Raw genomic sequence first — 19189 nt, forward strand, 5'->3', positions numbered from 1 at the left:
CACCTCGTATTCGGAAGCGATCCATTCGGTTGTCGGTGACGGCCGTCGATGCGCGGATGATTGCGGTCTCCTCGTGGGCGGTGGCGAGTTCACCCTGGAGGGTGTTCAGCGTCGAGGTGAGCTTCTCGCATTCGGCGAGCGAGGAGTCGAGGGAGCTCTGCAGGCGTGCGGCGTGTTCGTGGGCGGAGGCGGGCCGTCTTGGCCGCGCGCGCGGTCGTCACGCTCGGTCTGCAGACTCTCCGCCTTCACTTCGGCAGCGCCAGCGTCGGCGCGGGCACGTGTGGTCTCTTCGCGTCCAGCGGCCACATCGACGGCGGCCGACGGATCCGGTCGCGACCGCGGAGGGTCGGCGAGTACTTCGCCGCAGAACAGCCGCTGGAAGCCCTACTCACTGCCAGGGGGACGTCGTTGTGCCGTCCGGATCCAGCCCGTAGGGCCACCAGTGCTCGGGCATGAACCTCTCATCGCCCATCACCCGCCTCAGGTCGGCCTTGCTGAGGATGATGAAAGTGCCTCCGGCGTCGGCGACTTGCCGAGCCAGGGCCTCCGCGCTCGCCCGCTGACCAGCGCTCTCTCGCATCGCGGCCAGGCCGTGCAAAACGTTGGTGTAGCCCTGGTCGGCGGCTTGTTGAGCCAGAGTCTCGGCACCCGCCTTGTCCCCGGCCTCTTCCCGGGACCATGCCAGCTCCTTCAGGGCGCCGGTGTCACCCGCGGCAGTCGCGCACCGGTACAGAGCTTCAGAGGCCTCTCGGTCTCCTTCGCTCTCCCGCATCCAAGCCAGCCGCATCAAGGGCCCGGTGTTGCCGTCGTCGGCCGCTCGCCGGGCAAGAGCCTCAGCGCCCTCGCCGTCTCCCGCCCTCTCGCGCAACGCAACGAGGCTGGTCAGCGCGTAGGTGTCGCCGGCATCATACGCTTTCCGATAGAGGGCCTCAGCAGCCGCGAAGCCCCCGTTCTTCTCCAGCAGCACGGCCAGACTGCTCAAAACGCTGGTGTCGCCGGCTTCATGTGCCTTCCGATAGAGGGCCTCAGCAGCCGCCAAGTCCCCAGCTTGCTGTCGCAGTGACGCCAGACGCTGCAGGGCATTGGTTTCGCCCGCGGCAACCGCGCGCCGGTACAAGGCCTCAGCGTCCGTCGGGTTCCCGACCCGCTCCTGGCTCCGCGCCAGGTTGTACAGCACGTCGGCGTATCCGTGGTCTTCGGCATGCTGGGTCAGAGCTTCGGCGCCCGCCTCGTCCCCCGCATCCACACGCATCTCGGCCAGGCTGTGAAGGAGGCTGGTGTAGCCGTGTTCGGCAGCCTGCTTGGCCAGAGCTTCGGCGCCTGCCTTGTCTCCCGCCTCTTCCCGCATCTCGGCCAGCTGGAAGAGCTCATAGCCGTGTTCGGCCTGCTTGGCCAGAGCTTCGGCGCCCGCCTTGTCCCCCGCCTCTTCCCGCATCCGGATCAGCGGCCATTGGGCAAGAGTGACGCCCGCATCGAAGGCTTGCTGGTAGAGGGCTGTGGCAGCGTCGCTTTCCCCGGTTTGGTCCCGTACGAGCGCCAGTTGATACAAGGCGTGGAGATGGCCTGCATCGGCGGCCTGCTGGTAGAGGGCTGCAGCGCTCTCACGGTCCCCGTTCCTCTCCTGCAGCTGGGCCAGACTGGTGAGGGCGCTGGTGTCACCGGCATCCAGTGCTTTCCGGAACAGCGCCTCCGCAGCTTCGCAGTCCCCCTGCGCCTCCCTCGCTCGAGCAAGAGCATGCAGGAGGCCGGCGTCTCCGATATCGGCTGCTTGCTGGGCCAGAGCCTCGGCCCCCTCCCAGTCCCCGGTTCTCTGGCGTGCGTCCATCAGACGGCTCAGGGCGTAGATGCCGCCGGCCTCGGCTGCGCGGAGGAGCAGATGATGGCCCCACTCAAGACGCCGCCGCTGCTCGGCCGCGAGGGCGAGGCTGAGGAGGTCGTCGGGGTTGTCGAGATGGGTGTGGGCCGCCTGCCAGAAGGAGGCGGGCGGGCAGGTGCGGCGGCGGATCGTGCGGCCGTGCTGTTCAAGGTAGTCGGCGAGCCGGAAGAGCGGTACCGCTGCCGGAAGAGGCGTGGTGGTCGGTGCCGAGCTGCCGGGTGGACGGCGCTGGGGACGGCTGGTGGCGCGGCGCAGGGCGGCTTGCTTGCCGTGGACAGGGCGGGCGAGTTCGGCGAAGGCCGCCTCCGCCCAGTCCTCGCGCAGATGAGCGAGGTCGTAGTCGCTGAGGTAGTCGATCGCTGCGTCGGTGAGAAAGCCCTGCGGGAGGCGGAGGCCGACGTCGAGGCGGCGTGCGTCCATCGCTGCCTCGAGTATGGCCCTGGCGGCCGGAGTGCTGCGTTCGTAACGGCGCAGAAGCTCGGGGGCACCCGCCAGGTCCTGTGTCACCTGCCCGTCGGCGCGGGCGCGGGTCAGAGTGTCGGCCAGCAGCCGGTCCCCGCCCTCGGCCAGGGCGATCGCCATGGACATTGCCTGTTCGTCGAATGTCTCGGGGACCGTGAGGGTGCGTCCGGCGAGCAGTTCCCGCACCCGGCTGTGCGGGTCCGGGCTGCTGGGGGCGGGCAGTGCGGTGTATGTCTCGGCGAACTCCGGCCAGAGAGTGCCCAGGACCAGGACCGGTTGACGATCGGGGCGTATGAGCAGGCTGTGGACGGCGGCCGCGATCTTTTCGCCGGCTCCGGGGGCGCCGAGGTAGTGCTGGGCGTCGTTCATCCAGACAACGGTGCGTGGCTGGACGCGGTGCAGGTCTTCCAGGGCGGCCTCTGCTCTGGTCGGAGCGAAGGGGTGCCACAGCCGCCACCCTTTCTCGGTGAGCGGCTGGACGGCCTCCCAACAGGCGCGTGTCTTTCCGGTTGATGACGTACCGACGAGGATGACCATCCGGCTGCTGCCCTCGGCGGCCTCGCGCACCGCCTCCGCCAGCACGCGGTCGTGCGCGCGGGGGACATAACCGGGCAGCCTCCGCCTCTCCATCGTGCCTGAGTGCCGCCCGCCCGGAGCAGATGTCGCAGGGTGGACCTCCAGATCGTGCGGATCCCACTGGTTGATCGGCCTGCCCGGCCCTGACTCGCCCCCTACAAAGGGTCCGGCTTCTGCTGCGGCGGACCGCCGCAGTCGCAGCATCTCCTGCTCCGGCAGTTTCAGCGCGCGGGCCAGTGCCGATACCGTCCTCGCGGACGGAGTAGAGGCGTCGTCCTGGAACGCCAGCTGCACGGTCGTGCGGCTCAGCCCCGTCCGGCGGGCGAGTTGTGTTTTGTCCAGCGGTGAGCGAGCCAGACCGTCGTGCAGACTCCTGCGCAACTCGTTGAGTGCCGCCGCCTGCTCGGTCTGCTCGTCCTGCACCTGAACGCCCCCGGCACGTGGTGTGTACGCCTGTGTTCATCTTCGTCCGGCCGTACCCCGGCGCGCTCCCCTTTCGTGACCTTTGGCCATGTCAACTCTCCATAACTCTGCGCAGGGAGCCTGTCGTGCCCGTCTTCGCCGCTGTTCTACTCACCACTGGCCTGGTCGTCGTGTTCGCGCTGCTGGCCGCTGCTGGAGCAGCCAAGCTGGCCCGGTTGGACGGTGCCGGCTACCCCGCTGCCCTCAGGCAGGCCGCCACTGCCTTTGCCGCAGTACTCACCGTCGCCGCCGCCGTGACCGCCGCCCTTGCCGCGATCTGCTCCTGAAGCGCTTGGTACGCCCACCGCACCATGTCGGCGATCGGGGTGGTGATGGGCAGGTTGGTCATCCGGGAACGGGTTGGCTCCGCCGATCCTCGACCACGCCGGTGACCGGGCAGGAACTTGGAACTCGCCTCCCTGCTGATGGCCCAGATGCCCCGCGTCGACCTCGCCGCGCTGCACGACGACTACGCCGCGGCACTTGAGCAGGTGGCCGCGGCGAAGGAATCCGGAGGCCTCCCCGGCCCGGTGGGCGAGCGCCTGCGCAGCAACGCCATCCGGCTGCGCGACCTCGCCGACAGCCACCACCGCACCCGCGCCACCCTCCAGGACGACACCGCATGAGCCCCGCACCCGACGAACGCGACCCGTATCCGCGGCCATGGACCGCATCCTGCACGGAACCGCGCAGCACTCCAACGGCGCGCTGACGATCGTGGCCCGATCTGCGGCGGTACGACCTGGGACAGCGCCCGGGAAGGGATCGGCGCCGATGGCGCCGTCGAGGCATGGATCCGGCACCTCAGCGAGGGGCCGGGGCCACCGTGCCTTGTGCGCGCAGCACGGCGATGTCGTCCTCGGTGACGCCGAGTTCGGTGAGCAGGGCGTCGGTGTGCTGACCGAGTGCGGGGATCCCACCCATCGGTGGCTCGTAGCCGGCGATGACCGGAGGTGGAAGCAGAGCGGGTACCTGACCGTGAGGTGTGTCGATCCGGCGCCAGCGGTCGCGGGCCATCAGATGCGGATGGGCTATGACCTCGCTCGGTGTGTTGAACCGGGCATTCCCGATCCCTGCGGCATCCGCGTCGCTCTGCACCTGCGTCAGGTCATGGCGTGCGCACCAGTCGGCGATCTCCGCGTCCAGGAACTCACGGTGCTCGGCCCGGCCCGAGGTGGTACGAAAGCGTTCGTCGTCGGCCAGATCGGGCCGGCCGAGAAGGTCACGCGCGAAGCGCCGCCATTCGCGGTCGTTCGTCGTACCCAGGACGACGGTCTGGCCGTCCGCTGTGCGGTAGGCGCCGTACGGCGCCACCGCGGGCGAGCCCATGCCGACCGGCTGCTGGTCCACACCCGTGTGCAGTGTGTAGGTGAGCTGATACCCCATCAACTCCGTCATCGTGTCGAACAGGCTCACCGCGACCGCGGCGGCGCCGTGACCATGGCCGCGCTCCTTGCCGCAGAGCAGTGCCAGAACCGACAACGCGGCATACAGGCCGGTGCACACGTCGGCCATCGGCGGACCGGGCTTGGCCGGTGCACCGGGAAAGCCCGTCATCGCGCATGCGCCCGACTCCGCCTGGGCCAGCAGATCGTAAGCACGCTTGTGGGACAGCGGGCCTCCCGGCCCGTAGCCGTCGATCTCCACGGCGATGAGTTCCGGGTGGCTGACGGCCAGGTCGGCCGGCGCGATACCGAGCCTCGCCGTGGCACCGGGAGCAAGATTGGAGACCATCACATCGGCGCGGTCGAGCAACCGGTGGAGTACCGCCATCCCGGCCGGATCCTTCAGGTTCAGTGTGACCGACTCCTTGCCTCGGTTGACCCATACGAAGTGCGCCGCCATGCCGCCCACCACGTCGTCGTAGTGCCGGGCGAAGTCACCGCCTTCCGGGTTCTCCACCTTGATCACCCGAGCGCCGAAGTCACCGAGGGTGCGGGTGCAGATGGGAGCCGCCACCGCCTGCTCCAGGGACACCACCGTGATGCCCGCCAGTGGTCCGGCCGGCTTGGCCGCGTCACGAGCGGTTCGCCTCGGGTCGGAGCGTTCCGCCCGCTCGGTGTCTGCCATCCGCTCGGTGTCTGCCCCGTTCACCCGATCACCCTTCGGGGTCCGGGAAGGAAAGCCGGGCCTCGCCATAGGTTTCTCCTCGACCTTGTCGTGCCTGCTGTGCCGGGCGCGTCGGTGCTGTGGCCCCTGCCGCCCGCCTCATGCCCGCTCCGTCGTGGTCGGTCCGGTGAACCGCGGAGCGCGTCCGACCTAGAACGCGCTGCTGCCCTCGGCGAAGTCCGCACCGGCCGGCAGTTGCGGCTGTGCCCGTACCTCCTCGGCGAGTTCGGCGTCGAGTTCGGCAGGCCAGGACGCCAGGATCCGCTTGGTCTCCGCGAATCGAGGATGGAGCGCCTTCGGCGAGCCGCCCGGCCGGCCGTACCGCTTTCTGCCGTGCGGATCCGGGCTCGCAGAGGACGTCGGCCAGACCGAGAGCGGCCGCCTCCCCCGCGTCCAGGACGTCGCCGAACAGCAGCAGGCGCTTCGCCGTGCCCAGCCCGGCCCGCGCCGGCAGCGACCAGAGCAGTCCAGCGTCCGCGATCAGCCCGATCCTGCCGAAGGCGCACCCGTACCGGCCCGTCGTCCTCCACGAGCAGGGCGGCGCCTGGGGTCCGGTCGCTCATGGCGGCCCCGTTGCCGGCCCACGACCGCGCAGCGACGGCCGGTCGCCTTCCCCGTACGGCCCGGTGGCCTCGCGCGCCTCGCTCATGGGGCCGCCCGCGCCGCCTGTCACGCGTGCTCCCGCAGCAACTGCCTGCCCACGATGAGCTTCTGGATCTCGCTCGTCCCCTCGTAGATGCGGAACAGTCGCACGTCCCGGTAGAAGCGCTCGACGGGAACGTTGCGCATGTATCCCATGCCCCCGTGTATCTGGACGGCACGGTCGGCCACCCGGCCCACCATCTCGCTGCAGAACAGTTTCGTGGAGGACGGCGCCAGCCTGCGGTCCTCGCCCGAGTCGTACGCGCGGGCCGCCTCCAGCACCATCGCGCGGGCCGCGTACATCTCGGCGTGCGACTCGGCGAGCATGGCCTGGACGAGCTGGAACTCGCCGATGGGACGTCCGCCCTGCCGGGTGACCGAGGCGTGCGCGACGCTTTCGTCCAGGATGCGCCCGGCCAGCCCCACACACATCGCCGCGACGCTCAGACGTCCCCTGGCCAGCGACCGCATGGCGGTGCGGAATCCCTCTTCCTCGCGTTCTCCGACGAGGGCACTCGCCTCAAGGCGTACGTCGTCGAAGAAGACCTCCGCGCTCAAGGCCCCCGACTGGCCCATCTTGTGGTCCCTCGGTCCCACGGTGACGCCGGGGCTGTCCGCGTCGACGGCGAAGACGGAGATCCCCTCGGCGCCCGTGCTCTGCGGCCCGGTGCGGGCGAACACCATGAAGACACCGGCGAGCGGGGCATTGGTGATGAACCGTTTGCTGCCGTTCAGGACGTAGCCGTCCCCGTCGCGTACGGCACGGGTCCTGATACCGCTGGGGTCCGAGCCCGCCTCCGCCTCCGTGAGCGTGAACGCCGCGATCAACTCCCCGGCGGCCATCCGCGGCAGATAGCGCCGCTTCTGCTCCTCGGTGCCGGAACTCGCCACGAGCTGGCCGGCGACCCCGTTGTTGATGCTGAACATCGAGCGGAACGCGGGCGTGGTGTAGCCGATCTCCAGGGAGAGGCGTACGTCCTCCGTCATGGAGAAGCCCAGCCCGCCGTACTCCTGGGGCAGTGCGTAGCCGAACAGGCCCATGGCCGCGGCCTTCTCGCGGAGGTCCGCCGGGATCTCGTCCTTCTCCTCGATCTCGTTCTCGCGCGGGACGACCTTCTCGCGCACGAAGGCCCGCACCGCCGCCAGAACGGCGTCGAACTCGTCTGGTTCCATTGGCTTTTCGCACTCCTCGGTTGTGGGCGCCTTGTCGAGCGGGACCCAGGGCTCGGGCTGCTTGGGCCGCTTGGCCGCTCCGGCTGCTCGGGCTCAGCGGGGAAGGAGTTCCAGGACGGTGGCGTTCGCCATGCCGCCGCCCTCGCACATCGACTGCAGGCCGTAGCGGGTGCCGGTGGCTCGCATGTGGTGGAGCAGCGTCGTGGTCAGCCGGGCGCCGGAGGCTCCCAGGGGATGGCCGAGGGCGATGGCGCCGCCGTCGGAATTGAGCCGGTCCGGATTGGCGCCGGTCTCGGCGAGCCAGGCGCAGGTCACGCTGGCGAACGCCTCGTTGATCTCGAAGGCTCCGATGTCCTCGATGCCCAGACCGGCGCGCTTCAGGACCTTCTCGGTGGCCGGGATGGGGCCGGTCAGCATCGTCACGGGGTCGACTCCGACAACGGCGAAGGAGTGGAAGCGGGCGATCGGGCGCAGACCGAGTTCACGCGCCTTCTCGCCGCTCATGACCAGCAGCGCCGAGGCACCGTCCGATATCTGCGAGGAGTTGCCGGCCGTGACCACGCCGTCCTCGGTGAAAGCGGGCTTCAGACCCGCCATCGTGGCGGCCGTGCCGCCCCGCCGTACTCCCTCGTCCGTGTCGACGGTGCGTACGGAACCGTCCTCATCCGTCACGTCCACCGGCACGATCTGGGACTTGAACCGCCCCTCGTCGATCGCTGCCGCCGCGTTGGCGTGCGACCGGAGGCTGTGCGCGTCGAGTTGCTCCCGGCTCAGCCGCCAGCGCCGCGCGATCTCCTCCGCGCCCAGCCCCTGGCTGAACCGCGAGACGCCGTACCGGGCCCGCACGGCAGGGCCGAAGGGCTCGCCGGGGCCCCGCTCGCGGCCGGAGCCCAGCGGTACGCGGCTCATCGACTCCACGCCGCCCGCGACCACGATGTCGTACTGGCCGCTCATCACTCCCGCGGCGGCGAACTGCGCCGCCTGCTGCGAGGATCCGCACTGCCGGTCGATGGTGACGCCCGGCACCTCCTCCGGCCATCCGGCGGCCAGGACGGCGAAACGGCCGACGCAGCCGCCCTGCTCACCGGTCTGCGAGACGCAGCCCCACAGCACGTCCTCGACCAACGCCGGGTCCAGGTCGTTGCGTTCGGCGAGGGCGCGCAGCACCACGGCGGACAGGTCTACTGGGTGCACAGTGCTCAACGAGCCGTTCCGCTTGCCCACGGGAGTACGGACGGCGTCCACGATGACCGCGTCACGCATGTCAGACCTGCCTTTCCGCCGTGTCCGGCGCGCTGGTTTCCTGTGTGCCCGAGGGGGGTTCGCCCGGGCCCCGAGTCGTCCGGGCCAGGCGGCGGAGCTCGGTTTTCAGCACCTTTCCGGCCGGGGACAGGGGAAGTTCGTCGACGAAACGGACCTCTCTGATCCGCTTGTACGGCGTCACGCGCTCCGCGACGTACTCCATCAGCTCCTCGGCCATCGCGCGCGGCTCGGCGGCGGGGACCACGAAGGCGACGGGGACCTCGCCGACGGCAGGCACCGCCCTCCCGACGACCGACGCCTGGAGCACTGCCGGGTGTCCGCCGAGGATGTCCTCCAGCTCGCGCGGGTACACGTTGTAGCCCTTGTAGATGAGCATGTCCTTCGACCTGCCGGAGACGTACAGGAAGCCGTCCGCGTCGAGGTGGCCGGTGTCGCCGGTGCGCAGCCAGCCGTCGACGAACTGCGCGGCGGTCTCGTCCGGGCGGCCGAGGTAGCCCGAGGCCACCTGAGGGCCCCGCATCCAGATCTCGCCGCGCTCGCCCCGCGGCACCTTCCGGCCGGGATGCAGCGGGTCCCGGATCTCCACCTCGGTGTCGAACAGGGGGACCCCCTGGCTGCCCGGCTTGCGCAGCCCGGCCTTCGCGATCGGGCCGCTGGACACGGTTGCTGTCGCCTCCGTCAGGCCGTAACCCTCGATGACGGCGGCGTTGGGGAAGACCTCGGTCAGCTTCTCCAACGAGTCCGTGTCTATGGGGGCGCCGCCCGACACCACGGCCTTGACCGAGCTGAGGTCCCGCGTGCGGATGCCCGGTGTCGCCAGCAGGGCGTGATAGAGCGCCGGGGCGCCCGGGATGTACGCGATCCGGTGCCGTTCCACCTGCTCCAGGTACGACTCCGCATGGAAGCGTCCGCTCAGGATGGTGGTGGCGCCGCACAGGAGGAAGAAGTTGAGGCTGATCAGGCCAAGGGCGTGGAACAAGGGCGAGATACACAGCGTGGCGTAGCTGCCCGGTGCCAGGGCGTAGTCGGCGGAGGTCTCCAAGGGGTCCAGCACCACACCGCCTTCGCTGTCGAGCCCGGGGAGCGCCCCGGAGCGCCAGCAGGCGACCTGGATGGTGTTGGCGACGATGTTGCGGTGCAGTATGCGCACTCCCTTGGGTGCTCCGGTGGTTCCGCCGGTGTACCCGTACTGGGCGACGGAGTCGGTGGGGACCAGCACCTCTGGCGGGTGGGTGCTCTGGCCTGCGACGAGGTCCGCCAGGGCGGTGCCCGCCTTCCCGAAGAGCTTTGCGCAGTCATCCGGCCTGTCGGCCGGGGCCGATGCGCTGGGCGGCACGATGACGACCAGCCGGACCGGCAGCCCGTCGATCGCCTCGGCCAGCACCGGTGCCGGCTCCGGATGGGTCACCACGGCTGCCGCGGAGCAGTCGGCGAGCTGGGCGCGCAGGGCCCTGGCCGGCTGGGCGGGGTTGGCCGGGCATGCTGTCGCGCCGGCGAGCGTGATGCCGTAGTAGGCGACGGCGAACCACAGGGTGTTGGGCAGGTGAAGGGCGACCACGTCACCCTGCCGTATGCCGTGCGCCCTGAGGCCGTGTGCGAACGCGGCAGCCTGTTCGTACAGGCCGGTGAAGGTGAGAACCTGGTCGCCGTCGCGTATGGCCGCCCGGTCGCGGTAGCGGCGGGCCGAGCCGGCGAGCACCGCGCCGAGCGGGACATCGGGGTAGTCGAGGCGGCGAGGCAGTCCCGCGGGCCAGTAGTCGGTCATGTGCCGCTCCCTTCACGCGCTGGCCTGCGTCCGGCCATGCAGGGCTTTCGCGCTTCACGCCGGCTCATCGCACGACCTCCGCATCGAAAAGCTTCTTGATCTGCTCGGGGTTCCGGCCTGTCTCGGCGAGGACCTGCGCTGTGTGCTCGCCCGGAAGGGGGGCCGGCCGGGTATGCCGGCGAGGGGTGGAGGAGCCGAACCGGGGGGCCGGGGCGGGCTGGAGGACTCCGGTGCCGTCGGTGAGGAAGGTGCCGCGTGCGGCGTTGTGAGGATGGCGCGGTGCCTCCACCAGCGACAGCACGGGGGTGACGCACGCGTCGGCGTCGGCGAACACGGCGGCCCAGTCGTCGCGGGTCCGGGCGGCGAAGACCTCCGCCAGGCGCCGCCGCATGACCGGCCAGCGGGAACGGTCCCACTGCCCGGTGAAGTCGGCGTCCGCGGCCAGGCCGAGCCGTTCCAGGAGGGTGACGAAGAAGGGCGCCTCGATCGCGCCGACCGCGATGTACTCGCCGTCGCGGCAGCGGTAGACGCCGTAGAACGGGGCTGTGCCGTCCAGGTAGTTGACGCCCCGGTGGTCGGTCCATCGCTCCTGGTGCAGGCGGCCGTAGATCATGGCCAGCAGCTGAGCCGACCCGTCCACCATGGCGGCGTCCACGACCTGACCTTTTCCGGTGGCGCGTGCCTGGACGACCGCGCACAGCACACCGAAGGCGAGCAGTGCGCCACCGCCGCCGAAGTCGCCGAGCAGGTTGAGCGGCAGGACCGGCGGGCCGTCGGCCGGTCCGATGGCCCCCAGGGCTCCCGACAGGGCGATGTAGTTGATGTCGTGCCCGGCCCGCGGCGCGAGCGGCCCGTCCTGCCCGAATCCCGTCATCCGTCCGTAGACCAGGCGCGGGTTGCGGTCCAGGCACGGGCCGGGGCCCACGCCGAGCCGTTCGGCCACCCCCGGCCGGAAGCCCTCCAGGAGGACATCGGCATCCGCCACCAGGTCGAGGACGGAGCCGACGCCTTCCGGGTGCTTGAGGTCGATGGCGACCGAGCGCCGGCCCCGGTGCAGGACGGGATCGGGCTTGCCGCCCACGTCCGACGGGCGCTCGACACGGATCACGTCCGCACCGGCGTCGGCGAGGAGCATCGCACAGAACGGCCCCGGCCCGATGCCCCCGAGCTCGACGACCCGCAGCCCGGTGAGCGGCCCCGGGGCCGCATCGGGTACGGCGCCGTTCGCACGTTCCTGGTCTTGTTCTTCGTTCACCGGCGGCTCACCGGCCTCGCCAGACGGGAGCGCGCTTCTCGGTGAAGGCCGACGCGCCTTCCCGAGCGTCATCCGAGTTGAACACCAGCTCGACGATCGGCTTCTGACGGTCGAACAGCTCGTCGCGTGGCCAGCCGGGAGACTCCACGAGGATACGTTTGGTGACCCGTACGGCGAGCGGACCGTTGGCGGCGATGGCGGAGGCCAGCAGCCTCGCCTCCTTCAGCGCGCCGCCGGGCGGGGTGAGCCGGTTGACCAGCCCGTAGTGGTAGGCCCGGTCCGCGGTGAGGGCATCGCCGGTGAGGGCGAGTTCCATCGCGATCTGGTACGGGATCCGGCCTGGCAGTCGCAGCAGTCCCCCGGCCACCGCCACCAGACCGCGCTTGACCTCGGGCAGCCCGAACTTGGCGTCCTCGGCGGCGACGACCAGATCACTCGCGAGGGCGATCTCGCATCCGCCCGCCACGGCGTAGCCCTCGACGGCGGCGATCAGCGGCTTGCGCGGCGGGGTCTCGGTGAGGCCGGCGAAACCGCGCCCCGGCACGTGGGGGCGCTCGCCCCGCAGGAACGCCTTGAGGTCCATGCCCGCGCAGAAGGTGCCGCCGGCGCCGGTGATGATGCCGACCGCGAGGTCGTCACGCTCGTCCAGCTCGTCCAGCGCGGATGCGATCGCCTGCGCGACGGCTCGGGTGACCGCATTGCGGGATTCGGGCCGGTTGATGGTGATGACGGCGATGCCGTCGTCGCCGTACTCGACCAGTACTTCGTCTGCCACGGAAGCTCCTTTGCGGTGGCCAAGCGGTGGTCGCGGTTGGGGAGTAGCGGTTGAGCGCCGGCCTTCAGCGTGGGGCCAGGCGGATCGCGCCGTCGAGGCGGATGGTCTCTCCGTTGAGCATCGGGTTGTCGATGATGTGCAGGGCGAGTTGTGCGTACTCGTCCGCCGCGCCGAGGCGCGGCGGGTGCGGCACCGCGGCAGCGAGCGCGTCGAGCTTCTCCTTCGGCCTCCTGCCGAGCATCGGTGTGTCGAACAAGCCGGGCGCGATGGTGACGACCCGGATGCTCCTGCTCGCCAGATCCCGGGCCGCACACACGGTGAGGCCGGCCACTCCGGCTTTCGACGCCGCGTACGGGGTCTGTCCGATCTGCCCCTCGAACGCCGCGACCGACGCTGTCATAACCACCACTCCGCGGTCGCCGTTGAGTGGTTCGTTGCGGGCCATGCGGGCGGCGGCGAGCCGGAGCACGTTGAAGGTGCCGATCAGGTTGACGTCGACCACGGCGCGGAAATGGTCGAGATCACCGGCGGTGCCGTCCTTGTTGACCACGCGGAGCGGACCGCCGCGGCCCGCGCAGTGGACGACCGCGCGCAGCGCTCCTGTGCCCTCGGCGGTGTCGAGGACGGCGGTCATGTCCTCGGTGCTCGTCACGTCGGCGGGGACGAAGACGGCCTCGGGGCCGAGGTCGCGGACGGCGCGGTCGCCGTCCGAGGAGGGCAGGTCCGCGATGGTGACGCGGGCGCCGGCCTTGAGCAGGCGCCGTGCCGTCGCCAGGCCGAGCCCCGACGCGCCGCCGGTCACCACTGCGGATATTCCGCTGGTCTGCATGGACGCTCCAGTCGGTCGAGTCGGTGTCGGATCTGCCGCCGCCCGGCGCCGCGAAGGCTCGGCGACTGCCGTCGTACGCCGGGCTGCGGGCCCGGCCGTTGCGGCCGGGACCGCAGCCGATACAGAGAAGGTACTTGTCGAACGATCGTTAAGTTAGGTCGCCGTCTCACCCACTGTCAATGACCGCGACGAAAGTGCGGGCGACCTACCGGGCCGGCGCCTCGCCGTGCCCGACCAGTGCGAACGCCAGCCGCACGTACCGGTCGCACAGCTCCGTCGTCCCGAGGTCGCCGGACGGGTCGTACCACTGGGCGACGGCGTTGCACATGGCCATGACCGCCCGGCGGGCGTCGTCCGGGTGCGGGGTCCGGAAGACTCCGCCGGCCATGCCGTCGTCTATGGCCTTCTGGAAGAGTCCCGATACGGCGTGCCGCCTTTCGATGATGGGGTTGCGGTACTCGGGCTCCAGGTAACGGAGTTCCTGAAGGGTCAGCAGACTTTCCACCCGCCGCCGGACCCGGTAGTCGACCGTCACCCTGACCAGGGCGGCCAGCCGCGCGGCGGGGTCGTCACCGGCCTGGGCCAGTTCCTTCTCGCAGTGACGGAAGTAGTCGTCGAGCGAGTCCTCGATCAGGGCGTGGAAGAGCTCCGCCTTGCCGGAGTAGTAGTAATAGAGGGCGGACAGACTCATGTCGGCCCGCTTGGCGATGTCACGAATGGAGGCGCCGAAGTAGCCGCGCTCCGCGAAGACATCTCGTGCCGCGTCCATGATGGCCTCCCGGCCGTTTCCCCGGGAGCTGGAGGGACCGTTGTCCGCCGCCTTGCCGCTCTTGCCCGCTGCCTTGCCGCTCTTGCCCGCCGCTTTGCCGCTCGTCGTTTCCATGGCCCCAGCCTCCCAGAATGAACGAACGATCGACAAAGCCGGCTCTCCTGCCATGCGGAGCCGAAGGCCGGCGCACCGCCACCGCCGGCCCGCCGGGCACAGTCCCCAGTGTCATCCGGCCGACGGAACCTTGTACTCCTTCGCCAGGTCCGATGCGAAGAAGTCACCGCGTGCTTTGACTCCGGCGAAGACACCCTTGTCCACACCCAGCACCTGGGCCTCGCGCGAACTGGGCTCAGCGGGATCGGAGAAGTCCTGAGGCGGGAGCAGGCCGGGTAGCGAGAAGTCGGTGACAGAGCTGCGGGCCTTGAGCACACCCGGGCGGGTGAGGTCCTCGCAGCTCTTGCCGAGTATCTCGGCGTACAGCTTGGTCATGGCATAGGCGTGGACGACTCCGCTGCTGGCCTCCGGCGCCTTACCGTACTGGTCCGTCCAGGCAGCGGCCAGCTTGCGAGCGGCGGCGTTGTCCGCGCCGAGTGCCCCCAGCCCGGAGAGCCTGGAGTAGTGCTCGGTGAGCGCGGGCGCCGCAGACGTCCTGAGCAGGCTGGTGGCGAAGGTCGACACCCCGCCCATGATCGGCACCTCCATGCCGGCCGCCTGCGCCACTGCCGCCACCGAAGCCGCCTGCTTGGGCGTCGAGTCGACCAGAATCGCCTTGACCTTCGCCGACTTGAGCGCGTTGACCTGGCTGGTGAGGTCGGTCGCAGTGGGGTCGATCTGCTGGCCGACGATCTTCAACCCCAGCTTCCCCGCAGCGAACTTGCTGCCCCGCAGGCTGTTCTCGCCGATCTCTCCCTGGAGGTAGATATGCCCGACGGAATCGCCGCTGCGCAGTTCACCCTTCCTCACGAGCCAGTCCAGGCCGTTGATCGTCTGGATGTCGTACGTGGCACCCAGGACGATCAGGTGCTCGTCCCCGAGCAGGGTCGACGCGAACGTGGTCAGGCCGGCGAGTTCGTCCTTCGCCTCGATCTTCTCCCGCAGCGCCGTGACGACCGGTGAGCCGAGGATGTTCAGATAGCCGAGGACCTGCGGATCCATCTCGTCGTACGCGGCGACGGCCTTCTGCGGGTCGTAGCCGTGGTCGCGGGTGACCAGTGCCAGCTTCCGGTCGCAGACACCGCCTGCCGCGTTGATCTCCTTCACGGCGACGTTGCTCGCGTCGAGGATCGTCTTGCCGGTGCCCGCGAACGGGCCCGACAGATCCATCAGGACCCCGAGCTTGATGGTGGAGTCGCTGACCCCGGGCGCGGCGGTCCCGGCCGTTTCGGCCTTGGTGGAGCAGCCGGCAACCGCCAGCGTGAACGCCAGGGCCGCGGCCGCCAGGCCGACTGTGCGCGATTTGTGCATCGGTGTGTCTCCTCGCTGAGAAGCGGATGAGGTGGTTGACAGCACACGTCCGGCAAGGTGGGGGGCGGGTCTGGAGTGTCTGAGGCGTCGGACGGCTGGGGGGCGGGGGTTCAGGGAGTGGCGGCCGGGGCCGGGCGGCGGCTTCGTAGAGGTCGTACGGCGCCGGCCAGCGCCGCCAGACCGCCCGGCTGGACGATCACGGCAACGATGACGACCGCGCCGTACACGAACTGGGCCGCTGTCGACGCGTCCAGTCCCTGCCCGCCGGCTCCGGTGACGAACGGCAGGGAATCCGCGTAGCGGGAGAACAGCAGGGGCAGCGTCACGACGAAGACCGCACCGGCGATCGCGCCACCCACGGATCCGAGGCCGCCCAGGATGACCATCACCAGATAGCTGACCGACAGGTGGAGGCTGAAGTAGTCGGGGACGGTGCGCTGGAAGGCCAGTGCCGTGAGCACACCGGCAGCGCCGGCATACATCGACGACAGTACGAAGACGGCCGCCTTGGTGCGTCGTATGTCGACGCCCATGGCGCTCGCGCCGATCTCGCTGTCTTTCATGAGCCTCATCGCCCTGCCGGGCCGGCCGCGCAGGACGTTGCGGCCGAGCAGCGCCGCCCCGACGGTGACGACGAGGAACAGATACCACTGGCTCTCGGCGGCACCGAACGGAACGCCCAGGACGGTGACGTCCGCCTGGTCGGAGAAGGAGAACCCGCCGATCGACAGCGGCACGACGGTCCGGCCCTCGAAGCCGCCGGTCACCGGCTTCATGTTCTGCAGCAGATGGTGGCCGAGGAACACCAGGCCCAGGGAGGCGATGCCCAGGTAGATGCCGCGCAGGCGGCTGGAGACCGGGCTGAACAGCAGGCCGCAGACGCCCGCCAGCAGGACTGCCAGGACCGCGGCAAGAAGCGGGGGGAGGCCGAGACCGGACACCCCGCCGCCGCTTTCTCCGGCCAGGAAGGCATAGCCGTATGCGCCGACGGCGACGAAGAAGGCGTGTCCCAGGGACAACTGTCCCGCCGCGCCGAGCAGGATGGTGAGGCCGATCGCGCCGACCGCCGCCGCCATCGCGAACAGGCCCATGTTCAGCCAGAACGCGGAGACATACAGGGGCAGCGCCAGGAGGACCACCAGGGCGGCGGTCAGCGCGCACAGGGCCGGCAGGCGCCCTGCCGTGGGGAGCCGGGACGTCTCAGGCACGGCTGACCTCCTTCGCGCCGAACAGGCCCGAGGGCCGGCACAGCAGAATGCAGATCATGATCACGTAGGCCACGACGTCCCCCAGCCCTCGCCCGAGGAAGGAGAGGGCGTCCTGGTACTCGGCGACGGTCACCTCGGCGATGCCGATGACCAGGCCGCCCACGATCGCCCCGCCGAGCGAGTCGAGGCCGCCGATGATCGCGGCGGGGAGCGCCTTGATGGCCGCGGTCCCAGTACTCACGGCCACGCCAGGGCTGGGGAACGACGCGAGACCGATGCCGGCCGCGACGGCGAGGATGCCGGCCGTGATCCAGGCACCTGCCGAGACCCGCTTCAGCCGGACACCGGCGAGCGCCGCGCCCTCGCGGTCCTCGATCGAGGCGCGCATGGCCAGGCCCCAGCCGGTGTGGCGGAGGACCGCGGCGAGACCGGCGATCAGCAGCGGCACGGTGAGGATGGTGATGATCACGGACAAGGGCAGTACCACTGAGCCGAAGTGGACCACGTGTCCGTCCCAGGGAGCGCCGAGTGGCAGCACGCTCTCCCCGATGCGCCAGCTGAGTTCCGCGGTGAGCACCACGTTGACCCCGATGGTGAGGATCGCCAGCGCGTCATGCTTGCGGCCGTCGACCCGGGACAGCAGCAGTCGCTCCACCGCCAGTCCCAGCGTCCCGGCCGCGACCAGGCCGAGCACCACGGCGGCCGCGAAGCCGATGTGCGGGCTGGTCTGCGCCACCACCCACACACCGAAGAGCAGAAACGAGGCGTGCGCGAAGTTCACCGTGCGGGTCGCCTTGAAGACGATGACGAAGCCCAGTGCGATCAGGGCGTACAACAATCCCAAAGACACACCGCTCAGCAGGATTTCGACTCCGCGGGTCATCACGACAACCTCTCCGCCACCTGGTCGTTTCCGGATTCCATGGGCGCTCCCAGATAGGCGCTGATCACTTCCGGATGCTGCCTTACGTGTTCCGGCGTGCCGTCCGTGACGACCTTGCCGAAGTCGAGGACGGTGATGCGGTCGGCGATCGACATGACCACTCCCATGTCGTGCTCGACGAACACCACGGTCAGACCGAGCGCGTCACGTGCCGCGGAGACCAGCCGGGCGAGTTCCGCGCTCTCCGCGGTGTTCATCCCGGCGACCGGTTCGTCGAGGATGAGCAACCGCGGCTCCAGGCACAGAGCCCGCGCGAACTCCAGGCGCTTGAGATCCCCGTAGGCGAGGCTCGCCGCCGGGCGGTCCAGAACGCCGGACAAGCCGGCGAACTCCGCGATGTCGCGCACCCGCGCTTCGTGGACACGCTGTTCACCGCGGCCCAGTCCCAGGGCGGTCGCGGCGATGCCGGACCGGGTCAGCCGATGCCGGCCGACCATGAGGTTGTCGAGTGTGGACTCGACCGGTGACACGACGATGTTCTGGAAGGTACGGGCGACTCCCCTGCGTGCCACCCGGTCCGGACGCAGGCCCGTCACCTCCTGACCGTCCACCATGATGCGGCCCGAGGCAACACGGTAGATCCCCGACAGGGCATTGAGCAGCGTTGTCTTCCCGGCACCGTTGGGACCGATGACGGCATGGATCGTTCCGGGCCGCACGGTGAATGACACACCGTCAAGGGCGCGCAGTCCGCTGAACACCACGCTCACGTCCTCGACGCGCAGTTCCGCTGCCGTTTGCGTTTGAGTCGTCGTCATCCGGACCACCTGCTCAGCGTCGGCGTGTTTCCGGTTCCGGGCCCGGGCCCCGGTGCGGATCCGCCGGCGCTCTGGCCGGCGTCCGCGTCCGCGCCCAGGTAGAGGCGTCGCACGTCGTCGCTCTGCGCCAGTTCGTCCGTCGGTCCGCTCAGTACGACCCGGCCGAGGTCGAGCACACAGGCCGAGTCGGCGACCGAAAGCGCCATCGCCGCGTTCTGCTCCACCAGCAGGACGGGCACCCCCTCCCGGCTGATCTCGCGGATGGTCTCGCCCACGAGATGCACCAGCCGCGGCGCGAGGCCGAGGGACGGCTCGTCGAGAAGCAGGAGTCTTGGCTGCGCCATCAACGCCCGGGCGATGGCGAGCATTTGCTGCTCGCCGCCGGACAGCGTCCCGCCACGGGCGCGTCGCCGCTCGGCGAGCTGTGGGAAGAGTTCGTACATCCGACGGCGTGTGCGCTCACGCACCGCCGACGACCGCACGGTGAGCGCACCGGCGTTCAGATTTTCCTCCACCGTCAGACCGGCGAAGATGTGCCGTCCTTCCGGTACCTGTACGAGCCCGTGCAGCACGGTGCGGGCCGTGTCCGCACCGGTGATCCGTTCGCCGCGGAACCGGACGGAGCCTTCGGTGACCCCGCCGCCGTACAGGCCGAGCGTGCCGGAGACGGCGCGCATGAGCGTCGTCTTGCCGGCGCCGTTACTGCCGAGGAGCGCGACGACGCCGCTGCCGCCGACGTCCAAGGACACCCCCCGCAGAACGGGTGCGCGAGCGCCGTACCGGACGACGAGTCCATCGATTTCGAGCACTTCGGCCTCCCTTGCCACCCTGAAGCGACGCCATGCGTCACTCATCGATCG

16 protein-coding genes and 1 pseudogene are annotated in these 19189 nt (G+C 70.1%); 2 read left to right on the top strand and 15 right to left on the bottom strand.

Annotated elements, in window-relative coordinates; translation table 11 throughout:
- Positions 1-388 precede the first annotated feature (388 nt).
- Positions 389-3337, bottom strand: a complete 2949-nt coding sequence (locus ACGFNK_RS41420) for a helix-turn-helix domain-containing protein (RefSeq protein ID WP_393425190.1) — start codon at positions 3335-3337, stop codon at positions 389-391.
- A 125-nt stretch (positions 3338-3462) separates the two neighbouring features.
- On the opposite strand from ACGFNK_RS41420, the gene ACGFNK_RS41425 reads away from it, so the two are divergent.
- Positions 3463-3663, top strand: coding sequence for a hypothetical protein (locus ACGFNK_RS41425; protein ID WP_393425193.1), 201 nt, complete (start codon positions 3463-3465; stop codon positions 3661-3663).
- 117 nt (positions 3664-3780) lie between these two features.
- A complete protein-coding gene (locus tag ACGFNK_RS41430; protein ID WP_393425196.1) occupies positions 3781-4002 on the top strand; it encodes a hypothetical protein in 222 nt (73 codons plus the stop codon).
- Between the two features lie 178 nt (positions 4003-4180).
- Here ACGFNK_RS41430 and ACGFNK_RS41435 read toward each other — a convergent pair whose 3' ends face one another.
- From ACGFNK_RS41435 to ACGFNK_RS41500, 14 genes and pseudogenes are all read right to left on the bottom strand, one after another.
- Positions 4181-5446, bottom strand: coding sequence for a CaiB/BaiF CoA transferase family protein (locus ACGFNK_RS41435; RefSeq protein WP_393425394.1), 1266 nt, complete (start codon positions 5444-5446; stop codon positions 4181-4183).
- A gap of 28 nt (positions 5447-5474) precedes the next feature.
- Positions 5475-5990, bottom strand: a pseudogene (locus tag ACGFNK_RS41440) (hypothetical protein); the annotation flags it as partial.
- 164 nt (positions 5991-6154) lie between these two features.
- Complete coding sequence (locus ACGFNK_RS41445) at positions 6155-7300, bottom strand: acyl-CoA dehydrogenase family protein (protein WP_393425199.1); 1146 nt, start codon at positions 7298-7300, stop codon at positions 6155-6157.
- Positions 7301-7393: 93 nt separating this feature from the next.
- Complete coding sequence (locus ACGFNK_RS41450) at positions 7394-8563, bottom strand: thiolase family protein (protein ID WP_393425202.1); 1170 nt, start codon at positions 8561-8563, stop codon at positions 7394-7396.
- A gap of 1 nt (position 8564) precedes the next feature.
- The gene (locus ACGFNK_RS41455; RefSeq protein ID WP_393425205.1) at positions 8565-10328 is read right to left on the bottom strand and encodes a class I adenylate-forming enzyme family protein; all 1764 of its coding nucleotides are present in this window, start codon (positions 10326-10328) and stop codon (positions 8565-8567) included.
- A gap of 64 nt (positions 10329-10392) precedes the next feature.
- Entirely contained in the window at positions 10393-11583 is a 1191-nt protein-coding gene (locus tag ACGFNK_RS41460; protein WP_393425208.1) for a CaiB/BaiF CoA transferase family protein, read from the bottom strand.
- Between the two features lie 7 nt (positions 11584-11590).
- Complete coding sequence (locus ACGFNK_RS41465) at positions 11591-12358, bottom strand: crotonase/enoyl-CoA hydratase family protein (protein ID WP_393425211.1); 768 nt, start codon at positions 12356-12358, stop codon at positions 11591-11593.
- Positions 12359-12422: 64 nt separating this feature from the next.
- The gene (locus ACGFNK_RS41470) at positions 12423-13187 is read right to left on the bottom strand and encodes an SDR family NAD(P)-dependent oxidoreductase (RefSeq protein WP_393425214.1); all 765 of its coding nucleotides are present in this window, start codon (positions 13185-13187) and stop codon (positions 12423-12425) included.
- Positions 13188-13392: 205 nt separating this feature from the next.
- Entirely contained in the window at positions 13393-14070 is a 678-nt protein-coding gene (locus ACGFNK_RS41475) for a TetR/AcrR family transcriptional regulator (protein WP_393425217.1), read from the bottom strand.
- Positions 14071-14181: 111 nt separating this feature from the next.
- Positions 14182-15420 (bottom strand): ABC transporter substrate-binding protein, encoded by a 1239-nt coding sequence (locus ACGFNK_RS41480; protein ID WP_393425220.1) that lies wholly within the window; start codon positions 15418-15420, stop codon positions 14182-14184.
- A 110-nt stretch (positions 15421-15530) separates the two neighbouring features.
- Entirely contained in the window at positions 15531-16628 is a 1098-nt protein-coding gene (locus ACGFNK_RS41485; RefSeq protein WP_393425223.1) for a branched-chain amino acid ABC transporter permease, read from the bottom strand.
- Positions 16621-17511 carry a branched-chain amino acid ABC transporter permease gene (locus ACGFNK_RS41490; protein WP_393425226.1) on the bottom strand — a complete coding sequence of 297 codons (891 nt, stop codon included), beginning with the start codon at positions 17509-17511 and terminating at the stop codon, positions 16621-16623. The genes ACGFNK_RS41485 and ACGFNK_RS41490 overlap by 8 nt, the downstream gene beginning before the upstream one ends.
- The gene (locus ACGFNK_RS41495) at positions 17511-18329 is read right to left on the bottom strand and encodes an ABC transporter ATP-binding protein (protein ID WP_210569232.1); all 819 of its coding nucleotides are present in this window, start codon (positions 18327-18329) and stop codon (positions 17511-17513) included. The genes ACGFNK_RS41490 and ACGFNK_RS41495 overlap by 1 nt, the downstream gene beginning before the upstream one ends.
- The gene (locus tag ACGFNK_RS41500; RefSeq protein ID WP_393425230.1) at positions 18326-19183 is read right to left on the bottom strand and encodes an ABC transporter ATP-binding protein; all 858 of its coding nucleotides are present in this window, start codon (positions 19181-19183) and stop codon (positions 18326-18328) included. The genes ACGFNK_RS41495 and ACGFNK_RS41500 overlap by 4 nt, the downstream gene beginning before the upstream one ends.
- Between the last annotated feature and the right edge of the window lie 6 nt (positions 19184-19189).

This window comes from Streptomyces sp. NPDC048825, assembly GCF_043198355.1.
GTDB lineage: Bacteria > Actinomycetota > Actinomycetes > Streptomycetales > Streptomycetaceae > Streptomyces > Streptomyces xiangluensis.

Excerpts from the sequence above, each read along its gene's own strand:
- ACGFNK_RS41435 (WP_393425394.1), bottom strand. The coding sequence starts at position 5,446 with ATGGCAGACACCGAGCGGGCGGAACGCTCCGACCCGAGGCGAACCGCT.
- ACGFNK_RS41445 (WP_393425199.1), bottom strand. The coding sequence starts at position 7,300 with ATGGAACCAGACGAGTTCGACGCCGTTCTGGCGGCGGTGCGGGCCTTC.
- ACGFNK_RS41450 (WP_393425202.1), bottom strand. The coding sequence starts at position 8,563 with ATGCGTGACGCGGTCATCGTGGACGCCGTCCGTACTCCCGTGGGCAAG.
- ACGFNK_RS41455 (WP_393425205.1), bottom strand. The coding sequence starts at position 10,328 with ATGACCGACTACTGGCCCGCGGGACTGCCTCGCCGCCTCGACTACCCC.
- ACGFNK_RS41470 (WP_393425214.1), bottom strand. The coding sequence starts at position 13,187 with ATGCAGACCAGCGGAATATCCGCAGTGGTGACCGGCGGCGCGTCGGGG.
- ACGFNK_RS41475 (WP_393425217.1), bottom strand. The coding sequence starts at position 14,070 with ATGGAAACGACGAGCGGCAAAGCGGCGGGCAAGAGCGGCAAGGCAGCG.
- ACGFNK_RS41480 (WP_393425220.1), bottom strand. The coding sequence starts at position 15,420 with ATGCACAAATCGCGCACAGTCGGCCTGGCGGCCGCGGCCCTGGCGTTC.
- ACGFNK_RS41490 (WP_393425226.1), bottom strand. The coding sequence starts at position 17,511 with ATGACCCGCGGAGTCGAAATCCTGCTGAGCGGTGTGTCTTTGGGATTG.
- ACGFNK_RS41495 (WP_210569232.1), bottom strand. The coding sequence starts at position 18,329 with ATGACGACGACTCAAACGCAAACGGCAGCGGAACTGCGCGTCGAGGAC.
- ACGFNK_RS41500 (WP_393425230.1), bottom strand. The coding sequence starts at position 19,183 with ATGAGTGACGCATGGCGTCGCTTCAGGGTGGCAAGGGAGGCCGAAGTG.